The 13,535-nt window shown below is 46.4% G+C and carries 8 protein-coding genes; all 8 read left to right on the plus strand.

Going from position 1 to position 13,535, the window contains the following annotated elements; genetic code table 11:
- The first annotated feature begins 295 nt into the window (after positions 1-295).
- Positions 296-2,533: a PAS domain S-box protein gene (locus tag QZ938_RS14420; RefSeq protein WP_293352124.1), complete on the plus strand. Its 2,238-nt coding sequence runs from the start codon at positions 296-298 to the stop codon at positions 2,531-2,533.
- A 149-nt stretch (positions 2,534-2,682) separates the two neighbouring features.
- Complete coding sequence (locus QZ938_RS14425) at positions 2,683-3,012, plus strand: hypothetical protein (protein WP_293143313.1); 330 nt, start codon at positions 2,683-2,685, stop codon at positions 3,010-3,012.
- A 198-nt stretch (positions 3,013-3,210) separates the two neighbouring features.
- A complete protein-coding gene (gene psbB / locus QZ938_RS14430; protein ID WP_293143210.1) occupies positions 3,211-4,740 on the plus strand; it encodes a photosystem II chlorophyll-binding protein CP47 in 1,530 nt (509 codons plus the stop codon).
- A 408-nt stretch (positions 4,741-5,148) separates the two neighbouring features.
- Positions 5,149-5,244, plus strand: a complete 96-nt coding sequence (locus tag QZ938_RS14435; RefSeq protein ID WP_083622085.1) for a photosystem II reaction center protein T — start codon at positions 5,149-5,151, stop codon at positions 5,242-5,244.
- A 362-nt stretch (positions 5,245-5,606) separates the two neighbouring features.
- Positions 5,607-6,164: a transcriptional regulator NrdR gene (gene nrdR, locus QZ938_RS14440; protein ID WP_293143316.1), complete on the plus strand. Its 558-nt coding sequence runs from the start codon at positions 5,607-5,609 to the stop codon at positions 6,162-6,164.
- A gap of 639 nt (positions 6,165-6,803) precedes the next feature.
- Positions 6,804-7,985 (plus strand): S1 RNA-binding domain-containing protein, encoded by a 1,182-nt coding sequence (locus tag QZ938_RS14445; protein ID WP_293143226.1) that lies wholly within the window; start codon positions 6,804-6,806, stop codon positions 7,983-7,985.
- Between the two features lie 178 nt (positions 7,986-8,163).
- Positions 8,164-12,366, plus strand: a complete 4,203-nt coding sequence (locus tag QZ938_RS14450) for a chemotaxis protein CheB (protein WP_293352123.1) — start codon at positions 8,164-8,166, stop codon at positions 12,364-12,366.
- Between the two features lie 166 nt (positions 12,367-12,532).
- Positions 12,533-13,276 carry an HAD family hydrolase gene (locus tag QZ938_RS14455; protein WP_293143232.1) on the plus strand — a complete coding sequence of 248 codons (744 nt, stop codon included), beginning with the start codon at positions 12,533-12,535 and terminating at the stop codon, positions 13,274-13,276.
- Positions 13,277-13,535 lie beyond the last annotated feature (259 nt).

The raw sequence follows: 13,535 nt of genomic DNA on the forward strand, positions 1-13,535 counted from the left end.
GAAACCCAATTTTTCACACTCTAAAGTTGATATAAGCGAGCAAATTTGAAGAATAAATAGTAGAATAGATTTCTATCAGGGATCCATCTCCTACATCCGATCTGTTGCACCAACTTCAACCAAACTCAAGCAGCCGAGTAATAGCGATGCAATATCTCGGCTTTCAGGTTGAGTTTGTGGCAAGCAACTCTGTTTCTCTATTCAATGCCTTCTCATATTCTTGTATGTTGGGTTAAGACACTCCCAATCAACCTACTTTATGTGATCCATTTTGTTGATTTTCAAACATAAAAATATGCAGACTCAGCCAAAAAGCAAAGTATTAATCGTAGACGACCAACCCGCTAATATTAACATATTATCATATTTCCTAGTGGAATACGGATTTGAGATTTTTGTAGCTACAACGGGAGAAAAAGCGCTGGATAGAGTCACAAAAATCTTGCCAGATATCATTTTGCTAGATGTGATGATGCCGGGAATAGACGGATTTGAAACCTGCCGCCGCCTGAAATCAATAGATGAAGTTAAGGACATTCCCGTAATTTTTATGACGGCTCTTTCCGAGGCTGCGGATAAAGTGAAAGGGTTGACTTTGGGTGCAGTAGACTACATCACTAAACCGCTGGAGCACGAAGAGGCGATCGCCCGCATCAACGTTCACCTACAACTCCGCAACCTCACCAAACAATTAGAACAACAAAATATGCTGTTGCGATCGGAAGTGCGATCGCGTCAATTAGCCGAGTTAGCCCTGCGCTTTTCCGAAGAAAAATTTGCCAAAGCTTTTCGCAGCAGCCCCGCCGCCATGACAATCGCCACACTGGAAAAGGGATACTTAACGGAAGTCAACCAGAGCTTTTGCAACCTCACCGGCTATTTTCCCGAGGAAATCTTGGGAAAAACCGATCGCCAAATCAATTTATGGGAGAATTTGGGCGATCGCGATCGTTTCTTAGAAATCTTGCACATATCCGGCAGTATTTACAAACAAGAATTCCAGTTTCGTACCAAGTTCGACAATATCAAGTGTGTCCTCATATCCGCAGAAATCATTAGCATTGGCGACACCAACTGCATTCTGATGATGACTTACGACATTACCGAGCAAAAGCTTGCACAAGAAACCTCATACCGCCGCGAACAAGAATTCAGAGCCCTAGCGGAAAATTCCCCGGATATGATTTCCCGATTTGACAAGCAACTGCGCCACCTTTACGTCAATCCAGCAGTCGAATTAGCTACAGGAATCCCCGCCGCAGCATTCACGGGTAAAACCCATCGAGAGTTAGGAATGTCCGAGGAAGTGGTGATGCTCTCGGAAGCAACTTTGTGCGCCGTGTTCGCTAACGGCACCGAACAGTGCTTTGAGTTTAATTTTCTCACAAAATCAGGCACTAAATTTTATCAAGTTTGTATGGTTCCTGAATTTAAGCGCGATCGGACAATTGCATCTGTCTTATCTGTCAGCCGCGACATCACCGCTGTCAAACAAGCCGAACTGGAACTGCGAAAAAGCGAACTGCGGGAACGAGAAAAAGCTACTCAATTAAAATTAACATTAGACAATCTCAGACGCACTCAATCCCAACTGATTCAAACGGAAAAAATGTTAAGTCTCGGGAGAATGGTAGCAGGAGTTGCCCACGAAATCAACAATCCCAATAGTTTTATTTTGGGCAATATCAATCCAGCCCGCCACTATTTCCAAGATTTAAATAACCTCCTGGAACTTTACAAAAACAAATATCCAGAACCAGGAGTCGAAATACAACAACTCGCTGAGAGTATAGATTTAGATTTTTTGCAAAAAGATTGGTCGCGGCTAATGCAGTCAATCGAGTCTGGAGCATCGCGCATCAAACAAATTGTTGACTCGTTAAAGTTTTTCACAAAGCTCGACGAATCCGGCATCAAAGAAGTAGATATCAATCAAAATCTCGATCACACTTTACTATTTGTCCAGCACCGAGCGGGAGGTAAAGGTATTAGCAAAAAAAGTGGAGTCAGCATTATTTCTCAAGAGATTGAGGTAATAAAAAACTACGGCAACCTGCCGGAAGTTCCCTGTTACAGCAGTCAGTTGAATCAGGTGTTTGCCAGTTTGCTCAATAATGCCATTGATGCACTAGAAACTCAGCCTTACCCCAAAATAGAGATTCATACTGAGCTGGAAACAGCAGAAGGTTCGGGAGTTGGCAAAGGCAAAGCAGCAAGAGCTTACAATCAGTTGTCAGCGACAATTACTCCCGAAAATTCTCCCACTCAATTCGCAGTGATTCGGATTGCTGACAACGGTATTGGCATGAGTGAAGCAGTGCTAAAAAAGATGTTTGACCCGTTTTTTACCACAAAACCTGTAGGGAGTGGCACGGGATTGGGTTTATCTATCAGTCACCAAATTGTTGTCGAACAACACGGCGGTCAAATTAGTTGTATTTCTGCTCCCGGTAAAGGGACAGAATTCGTTGTGAAGATTCCTTTACAACAGGTAACTTGCGATCGAGAAACTCGACAACCGGTTTCTTTGTAAGTCAGTCAGTAGGATGCCGATCGCAGGGGAAAATTCTTAAGTAGGCGATCGCCACATTATTGTACCCGCGATCGGCACCCTAACATAACTTCCTTCTTGCTTCGGCCGAATGCTATAACAAAAAAATAATTAACAAGCGCACACAGCAAATGAAATATTTCTTCTTATCCGACGGCTGGAAAGTGGGGCGCGTCTGGGGAGTTGGCGGCGAGTGGACAGCAGCCGGCTGGAGGCGCCAGCCAGACATCCAACAGCTCAAGCTCTCCCTGTTGGATCGCAACGAAAAAATGTGGCTCTACCGGGTAGAAGACGCCGTGCTCATGGTAGAAGTCAAACCCTGTGCCCCTCCCGATCCCGCAGATCCGGCAAAAAATATCGGCAGCGTCACCCTCACCAGACTGATCGATGCCGAGCAAGTCCTCGAACGCCTCGGGACGATCGCCACCCGCTGCGAAATCGAGAACCCGCAATTAATGTAAGGCCGAACATATTGCAATCGGTTCTAACACTCGATACACTTCTTTAAATAACTTTCATTTTTATGCCTCCACCTGTGAAGGTAGAAAGGATTCGGTAAAAGGCAGAATTTACAGCCCGCAGGTAACTGCACGGCATTGAGAATCTGATTTTTCCGTCAAAATAGACATCATCACTTACACCTTGGAGAACCGCAGTCAATGGGACTACCCTGGTATCGCGTACACACAGTCGTCTTAAATGACCCAGGTCGATTGATTTCTGTACACTTAATGCACACTGCCCTCGTGGCAGGTTGGGCCGGCTCGATGGCCCTTTACGAACTAGCAGTCTTCGATCCCACAGATCCAGTTCTGAACCCGATGTGGCGTCAAGGGATGTTCGTGCTACCCTTCATGACTCGCTTAGGAGTCACCGGCTCTTGGGGCGGTTGGAGCATCACCGGCGAAAGTAACGTCGATCCTGGCTTCTGGTCTTTTGAAGGCGTCGCCGTCGCTCACATCATCCTCTCCGGTTTGCTGTTCTTAGCAGCAGTATGGCACTGGGTATTCTGGGATTTGGAACTCTTCAGAGATCCTCGCACCGGCGAACCAGCCCTCGACTTGCCAAAAATGTTTGGCATTCACTTGTTCCTCTCCGGCTTGCTCTGCTTCGGCTTCGGGGCATTTCACCTTTCGGGACTTTTTGGCCCGGGAATGTGGGTTTCCGACCCCTACGGCTTGACAGGTCACGTCCAACCAGTGGCGCCTGCTTGGGGCCCTGAAGGCTTCGATCCGTTCAATCCGGGTGGCATCGTCGCTCACCACATTGCAGCGGGCGTAGTCGGCGTAATTGCCGGTTTGTTCCACTTAACTGTGCGGCCGCCGGAACGTCTTTACAAAGCCCTGCGGATGGGGAATATCGAAACTGTACTTTCTAGCAGTATTGCTGCTGTGTTCTTTGCAGCTTTCGTGGTTGCGGGTACGATGTGGTACGGTTCTGCGGCTACTCCGATCGAGCTTTTCGGCCCGACTCGCTATCAGTGGGACGGCAACTATTTCCAACAAGAGATCGATCGCAGAGCTCAAGCTAGCTTGGCCGTCGGTCAAAGCTTCCAACAAGCTTACGAGCAAATTCCCGAAAAATTGGCTTTCTACGACTACGTAGGCAACTCTCCTGCTAAAGGTGGTTTGTTCCGTGCTGGCGCGATGGTCAACGGCGACGGTATTGCTAAAACTTGGTTGGGCCATGCAGTATTTACTGACAACGAAGGTCGGGTATTGTCGGTACGACGCCTCCCGAACTTCTTTGAAACTTTCCCAGTAATTTTGACGGACAAAGATGGGGTCGTTCGCGCTGACATCCCCTTCCGCCGTGCTGAATCAAAATACAGTTTTGAACAAAGCGGAGTTACTGTCAGCTTCTACGGTGGCGAACTGAACGGTCAAACTTTTAAGAATCCTCTAGATGTTAAGAAGTTTGCTCGCGCCGCCCAACAGGGTGAAGTATTTGAATTCGATCGCGAAACCTTGAATTCTGACGGTGTTTTCCGTACTTCAACTCGCGGTTGGTTTACTTTCGGACACGTTTGCTTTGCTTTGCTGTTCTTCTTCGGCCATATCTGGCACGGTTCTCGGACTATTTTCCGCGACGTGTTTGCTGGAGTTGAGGCTGACCTGGAAGAACAAGTCGAGTGGGGCTTGTTCCAAAAACTGGGCGACAAGAGCACAAGAAGAGAAGAATCTATCTAGTTTTCTGCCGCCGAAGAGTACACCGGGAAACTTCCCGGTGCACAAAAACCCGGTTTCTTCAAGAAACCGGGTTTTTTTAGTTATTGACACTCCCCGACCTTAAGGTACGGGGATTCTTAAGACATTTCTGTCAAAATATCCCGCGCAAGCGTGGGTTCCCAGGCTGATTACATTTGCAGCCTAGCTGCGCAGTCATATCTCCTCAAAAATGTTTTGGGCGTAGACTTTCCCTCAGTCCGGCGGTAGGTTTTTACATCTTGTGCGATCAAGTTATCCTACCATATTCATTTGTGAAGATGGATTTGTTATTTTACTTAACAATGTAAAAAAGTCGTGCGATCGGGACGGAGTTTTAAACCCAATTTTCTGATAAAATAATACGGCAAGGGAAGATAGGGAAAATTTAACATGGAAAGCGTTGCTTACATTTTGATTCTGGCTTTAGCCTTAGGTGTACTATTTTTTGCGATCGCCTTTCGGGAACCACCCCGGATTGGCAAATAATTAGCTTACGCTGGCAGCCAAGGGGTGTCAACAATGGCCTCAAAACCTTTGTATCTCTTGTTTATAGCAGAGTCTAGATCCCCCTAAATCCCCCTTAAGAAGGGGGACTTTGATAAGACTCCTGTCCCCTCCCTGATAGTTGGGGGACTTTGAGAGAGTTTCCGGTTCCCCCCGACCTAAGGGGGGCTAGGGGGGATCGGGTCTAGTCATCAAACAGCAGTCTAGAACTAGGTTTTAGCTCAAGTTGAGACACATCCTCAGCACTGTATCCTCAGTAATTTTTCTAGTCCAGCTATTCATCAGACCCCCGGGCGGTTAGATGAATGGCAATTTGCTGGCAACACCTGTTAAAATCAGCAATCATGCGCTGTTCCTCCTGCCAACACACAAATAGCCGCGTTCTCGAATCGCGTTCAGCCGAATCTGGTCAAAGCATCCGTCGGCGGCGCGAATGTTTGAGCTGTCAGCACCGCTTCACAACTTACGAACGCATAGAATTTGTGCCGATTACGGTGATTAAGCGGGACGGGAAGCGCGAATCTTTCGATCGGTCAAAATTAGTCAGGGGACTGGTTCGGGCCTGCGAAAAAACAGGTTTGTCTTCGGGACAACTCGAAACCCTGGCAGAAGAAATCGAAGCTCAACTCCAAGGTCGATCGCTCCGCGAAGTCACCAGTTCTGACATTGGAGAATTAGTATTGTTACATCTGCGGCCGCTCAGCGAAGTCGCTTACGTCCGTTTTGCCTCGGTATATCGGCAATTTCGAGGCATCCGAGATTTTGTAGATACCCTAAATCACCTTCAGAATCCCCTCAGCGAAACTCAAGAACCAGGAACTAACCCAGATTTTGACGGTGGTGTGCCGGATTCGGATGCGTGCGATCGAGAAAGCCCCGCATCCTATGCTACTCCCAGCTAAGCTCGCTTAAATTAATTTATAGAAATATTCTGGGAGATTGAAAACCGTGTCGCGAGGAAGGCCGGGAGGAATAGCGACTCAAGAGACTCTCATTCGAGCGAGTGTTCTTTTTTCTCAGTAAGAGTGCTGGGTGTGATATGATCGTCATCGGTCTAAAATAGAGTATAACTAGACAACGTAAAAACTTAACTGGATTAGTTGAGTGCGTAGTCACACCTAACGGTGTTGCAGTTTAGGAAAGCTCGCATTTGAACAAAACCTAACTAAAGATCGGTGACCAACTTAAATACGGTAGGGCATACCGAAATTTACGCTTCTGGAGAAACCGACCTCTACTTAGACTGGAGTAATCCTGTCGCCAGCAAGTCGGCTCGTTGAATGAAGAATCTCAGTTTATTTATACCTGAGAGTGTCAAAATAGTCCACTGGACTCTGAATGTTAAAAATCAAACGCTTTAACACAGAGTTGGAATTAAGAGCAATGGCAAGCGCCGGTGTACGGTTGCACCGGGCAAAAGTTGGCAAAAACTGACTTTCGTAAAAGATTTTGCAAGAAGTTAACCACTTTTTTAGCAAAATCTCTAGTATCTGCCTGCAAACGAAAAACATGAAGGAGAGAAATCCTAGGAAACTATTCGCATGGTCAATACCAAAACCACAGTCAAAGACATCGGCTTTACTCACGAAGATTTTGCGGCCTTACTTGATAAATATGACTATCACTTTAGCCCCGGCGATGTAGTAGCGGGTACAGTTTTTAGTATAGAACCGAGGGGCGCTCTGATTGATATCGGTGCTAAAACAGCAGCGTACATTCCCATTCAGGAAATGTCCATCAATCGAGTGGAAAGCCCTGAAGAAGTATTGCAATCAAACGAAACCAGAGAATTTTTCATCCTCACCGATGAAAATGAAGACGGACAATTAACCCTGTCCATTCGACGCATTGAGTATATGCGCGCCTGGGAAAGAGTGCGACAACTGCAAGCAGAAGACGCTACAGTTCGATCGCAAGTATTTGCCACCAACCGAGGCGGCGCACTCGTAAGAATTGAAGGATTGCGAGGCTTTATTCCCGGTTCTCACATCAGCACCCGCAAACCGAAGGAAGAATTAGTCGCCGAAGAATTGCCATTAAAATTCTTAGAGGTAGACGAAGACCGCAACCGCCTAGTGTTGAGCCACCGTCGCGCCTTAGTCGAGCGCAAGATGAACCGCCTCGAAGTCGGGGAAGTGGTCATCGGTACAGTGCGCGGCATCAAGCCCTACGGTGCTTTTATCGACATCGGCGGCGTCAGCGGCTTGCTGCACATCTCGGAAATTTCGCACGATCACATCGATACGCCTCATAGCGTCTTCAATGTCAACGACGAAGTGAAAGTGATGATCATTGACTTGGATGCTGAGAGAGGCCGGATTTCTCTCTCCACCAAGCAGTTGGAACCGGAGCCTGGCGCGATGGTTAAAAATCGCGAATTGGTGTACGAGAAAGCTGAGGAAATGGCTGCTAAGTTCCGCGAAAAAATGCTCGCTCAAAAGCAAGCTAAAGCTGGGATTGAAGTTCCTGTAGATGCAACTGATTCTGACGAACTCTCCGATGAAATACTCGAAGATGTACCGTCAGCAATGGAAGAAGATTTGCCGGAAGAAACAACCGAACCAGTTACGGAAGCTACACCCGAACCAGTTACGGAAGCGGAAGCTACACCCGAACCAGTTACGGAAGCTACACCCGAACCTGTCGCGGAAGCTATACCCGAACCTGTCACGGAAGCTACATCAGAGGTATCTGAAGAAATACCTCCGGTGACAGTCGAATAATATCGAAATTAGTGTTATTGGTTAAAGAGGGATTACCCTCTTTTTTTAAGCTTATTTTTTATTATCAATATAATATTTATGAGTCGATCTTCTGTCATTCTCAGCTACGCTGAGAATGAACAGAAAATCGGTTGAGATCCTTTCCGTTAACAAATACGGGGTTTTCGCGGAGATTTCGATGAACAACTCTGAAGCAAATATACCGGAATCGATCGCACCATCCTCGCTCGATCCCGAAGAGCAAAACACAGTAGATGCCCCCTTTCCCATCGTTGGGATTGCCGCCTCTGCCGGAGGGCTAGAAGCATTCACGGAGTTACTTAGCCACTTACCCACCGATACGGGCATGGCATTTGTGCTGATTCAGCACTTAGACCCCAATCACAAAAGTCTGTTGAGCGAAATTCTCACCAGAACCACGCAAATGCCTGTCAGTCAGGTGCAAGACGGGACGACTGTAGAGCCGAATCAGGTATATATAATTCCGCCCAACACCAAGATGACACTCGCCTCCGGGGTGCTGAAACTCACACCCCGCGAGAAAATTTATGGAAAATATATGCCGGGAGATGCGTTTTTCGTGTCCTTGGCAGCCGATCGCGGACACAAGGCGATCGCCGTAGTATTATCGGGGGGAGACGGAGACGGTTCCCTGGGGCTCAAAGCAATCAAAGCAGCCGGAGGAGTGACCTTTGCTCAATGTGAAGCCTCGGCAAAATTCGATAGTATGCCGAATACCGCAGTTGCCACAGGTGATGTAGACTTCGTTCTGCCCCCTCAACAAATTGCTGAGGAATTGGCAAATCTCAGTGACAATCCCTTGCTTTCTTGCCCGATATCGACCATCCCGGTTGAAGAATTACCCCCAGAGAGGGATGTGCGGGCAACTATTTTGGGAATGCTACGATCGACTACAGGCGTTGATTTCACCCACTACAAAGTCGCCACAATCGATCGACGCATTCAGCGACGGATGCTGTTATATAAGCTGGATAGATTGGCAGATTACGCTCAATACCTGCGAGACAATCCGGCTGAAGTCCAAGCCCTGTATCAAGAAATCCTGATCCACGTCACCAGTTTTTTCCGAGATCCAGAAGCCTTTCAACAGTTAAAAGAGCTAGTTTTTCCGACAATTACCGAACATAAATCGGCCAAAATTCCGATCCGGATTTGGGTGGCGGGATGTTCCACAGGAGAAGAAGTTTACTCGATCGCCATTTGTTTGTTAGAGTTTTTGGGCGATCGAGTTTCTCTCCCAGCGATCCAGATTTTTGCCACAGATATTAGCGAAGCAGCGATCGGCAAAGCGAGGTCTGGCTTCTACTTGGAAAACCAGATGATCGACGTTTCATCAGAGCGTCGCACTCGCTTCTTTATCCTCGAAGGAGGAGGCTATAAAATCAACAAAATAGTCCGCGAACTGTGTATATTTGCCAGACAAAACTTAGGCAGCGACCCGCCTTTTTCCAATCTAGATCTAATTAGCTGTCGAAATGTGCTGATTTACTTGGCAGAGCCGTTGCAAAAACGACTAATTCCCATTTTTCATTACAGTCTTAACCCGACTGGCTTTCTACTGTTAGGCAATTCTGAGAGTATCGGAAAATTCTCATCCTTGTTTGATTCAGTGCACACAAAGTGCAAAATTTATGCTAAAAGATTGACTGAAAATAGTCCAATATTTTCGTTTTCGACGAGTTCTTACCCCGTCGCTAAAGTAGATGAATCTGAGCAAATGAATGAAAACGCTTCAGATTCCTTTGACTTACAGCGATACACAGACCAACTGATTTTGAATCGCTATGCCCCAGCAGGTGTGGTCGTCAACGAGCAGATGAACATTCTGCAAGTGCGGGGAGACACTAATCTTTACTTGAGACTGACACCAGGGATTCCCACCTTAAATTTGCTGACAATGGCAAGGGAAGGCTTGATAATCGAGCTACGCACGGCAATTTATCAGGCACAAATGCAGAATGTAATTGTGAGAAAAGAAGGGGTAATACTGGTCGCGGGCGAGCGATCGAGTCTAGTCAATCTTGAGGTGATTCCCTTCCAGCCTGCGACTGTAGAATCACGCTACTTTTTGATTCTATTTGAAGAAGCTTTACCCACTGCGATCGATCTCAGTACCGTCAATGCTGAGACCTTGGATGCTGGTGATTTAGAGCGTGAGATTGTGCGTTTGAGACAGGCACTTGCCACCGCTAATCAAGAAAAAAATTCGGCTCAAGCGCATCTCCAAGCAGTAATTCACGAGCAGGAAAGTCTCAACCAAGATATCAAAGTTGCCAACGAAGAAATCCTATCAAGCAACGAGGAGTTGCAAAGCACCAACGAGGAATTAGAAACTGCCAAAGAAGAGATTCAAGCTACCAACGAGGAACTGATTACCACTAATGAGGAACTTCGCAGTCGAAATATTGAACAACACCAAATAAATAACGACTTAATAAATTTACTGGCTAGTATCAATATCCCGATTTTGATGCTGGCAAACGATTTAAAGATTAGACGCTTTACGCCAATGGCAAAGCAACTTTTTAATCTGATTCCTACAGATATTGGACGACCTTTTAGCGATATTCGCTCCACTCTTGATGTTCCAGATTTAGAAACGATGATTTTGGAGGTGATTGATACTCTCCAGACGAAAGAACAAGAAATCAAAACTCTAGCGGGATATTGGTACAACCTCCGCATTCGTCCTTATCGCACGACGGAAAACGTGATTGACGGTGTGGTAATGGTTTGGATCGATATTGATGCTATGAAACGCACTGCCAAAACCTTAGAGTTAGCCCGAAATTATGCTGAAACGATCGTCGAAACTGTGCAAACACCTTTAGTCGTGCTGGATGCCGATCTACAAGTGAACACAGCCAATCGATCGTTCTATGAAACATTTCAGGTTTCAGCCCCAGAAACAGCGCTATTTTCGCTGTTTGAATTAGGAAATGGGCAATGGAATATCCCGAAACTGCGATCGATCTTGGAAGATATTCTGGTGAGTGATGTTCAGCTTCAAAACTTTGAGTTGGATCATGTATTTGAGCAGATTGGGCAGAAAACTATGCTGCTGAATGCTTGTAAACTGCAACGAGAAGACCAAGCTTTAATGATTTTGTTGTCGATCGAGGATATCACAAATCGCAAGCAGTTTGAGACAGAGCGATCGCAGTTATTGATGCAGGAGAAGTCAGCCCGTCAAGACGCAGAAATCAGCAACCGTGCCAAAGATGAATTTCTGGCGAATCTCTCCCACGAGCTCCGCAACCCCCTGACTCCGATCCTGGGATGGGCAAAATTGCTGCGCTCTGGCAAGCTGAAGGAACCAGCCGTTACTCGGGCCCTAGAGGTAATCGAGCGGTGTGCGAGGGCGCAAAATCAGTTAATTGAAGATATTCTGGATATTTCCCGGATTACGAGTGGTAAGATTCATCTCGATATTAGTCCGATCGATCTGGTTGTGGTGGCGCAAAGTGCGATCGACGGGGTGCAATTATCAGCCGATGCCAAAAACATCCAAATGGTTGCACAGTTGACTTCTGCGACGGTTTTAGGCGATGCTGACAGGTTACAACAAGTATTGTGGAATATTCTATCTAACGCCATTAAGTTTACTCCATCGGGCGGACGAGTGGAAATTGCCCTAGAGTCGATCGACTGTCACGCTCAAATTCGAGTCACCGACACTGGAAAAGGGATTCGGGCAGACTTTTTGCCCTATATTTTCGATCGTTTCCATCAAGGTGATTCCAGCACCACCAAGGCTAATCAAGGGCTAGGATTAGGTTTGTCGATCGTCCGTCAATTAGTCGAACTTCACGACGGTACGGTGCTTGCTGAAAGTCCGGGTGAGGGACAAGGAACTACAATAACTGTGAAGTTGCCGCTAGTTGCAATTGCCCAACAATTAACACCGCCTAGTCATGTAGAGCCGACTGTATTAAGCGTACCCCCAAACAGCTCAAAAGACGCCGTGCCAAGCCTTGAAGGCTTGCAAATATTAAGCGTAGATGATGATGTCGATACCCGTGAGTTATTGCAATTTGTGCTGGAAGACTGCGGTGCCCAGGTGCTAACGGTGGGATCTGTAAAAGAGGCGATCGCGGCTTTGACGAAAAACCTTTATGACGTGCTAATTTCCGATATTGGAATGCCAGAGGAAGATGGGTATTCCTTGATGCAACAAGTGCGATCTCTTGATGCCGAAGCTGGTGGAAATATTCCAGCCATTGCGCTTACTGCTTATGCTAGCGATGGAGAACGGCAAAAGGCGATCGATGCAGGTTTCAACAAGCATATTGCTAAGCCTGTGAAGCCTGTTCAACTCGCATTAATCATTGCGGATTTAGTTATCAAGAATAATGTTTGATTTTTAATTGTCATTGTTGGCGATTGTTTCGGAATGATTTAACCACAGAGAGCGCAGAGAGCGCAGAGGAAGAGAAAAGAGAGATAAATAATTCTGATACCAATTGCCAAAAACATGAAAAGATGAGAAGATAGAAGGCAATATAAAAATTAAGGAGTTTTGATTCTTGGTAACTATTAAATGTCGGGGCATTAGCTTCTCTAATATTCAAGCCGTAATCTTTGACAAAGACGGCACTCTAGAGGATTCTCAAGAATTTTTGAGACATTTAGGGATGAAGCGATCGCGCCTCGTAGATGCTCAAATCCCAGGCGTTGGAGAGCCATTACAAATGGCTTTCGGCATCGAAGTTGGTAAAATCGACCCCACGGGCTTGCTAGCAGTGGGTAGTCGCCGGGAAAACGAAATTGTGGCGGCAGGATATATCGCGGAAACTGGCAGAGGATGGATAGAATCTTTAACTATTGCTCAACGCGCTTTTGATGAAGCTGACCAAATGTTAAAAAGTAGTCCACCTTCTCCTTTGTTTGTTGGCAGTTTGGAAGTATTAAAATCTCTGTCTGAAGCTGGTTTGAAACTAGGAATTCTTTCGGCTGCGACAACAAAAGCGGTAGAAAAACTTGTGAAAGCTCACCAATTAAGCGAATATATTCAGTTAGAAATGGGTGTAGATTCTGTACATCTGAATAAACCCGATCCGAAACTATTTTTGTTAGCTTGTGAGAGACTGGGAGTAGATCCCGCAGCAACTTTAATGGTGGGAGATTCGGCGGGCGATATTCAGATGGGTAAAGATGCTGGCGCGGCTGGCTGCATCGGGATTTGTTGGGGGAATGCCCAGGTTAGTCATTTGGAAAAGGCTGATGTGGCGATCGCATCTTTGGATGAAATTACAATTTTAGCAGATTGAGCAAACATCACATCGCTAGGGCAGGTTTTGCTTTGGAAAATCTCGCTTCTAGCCGAGTCCAGATCCCCCCTAACCCCCCTTCAAAAGGGGGGGACAAGAGTGTTCAAAGTCCACCTTAAAAAAGGGGGACAAGAAAGAGCATTCAAAGTCCCGGGGATAATCGGGGCGAACCCGAAGTGTTTGAAGTCCCCCTGATTGTTGGGAGACTTTGATAAGAATCTTGTCCCCCCCTTTTGAAGGGGGGCTAGGGGGGATCTGG

Origin of the sequence: Microcoleus sp. CAWBG27 (genome assembly GCF_020883145.1) — a bacterium.
Classification (GTDB): domain Bacteria; phylum Cyanobacteriota; class Cyanobacteriia; order Cyanobacteriales; family Microcoleaceae; genus Microcoleus.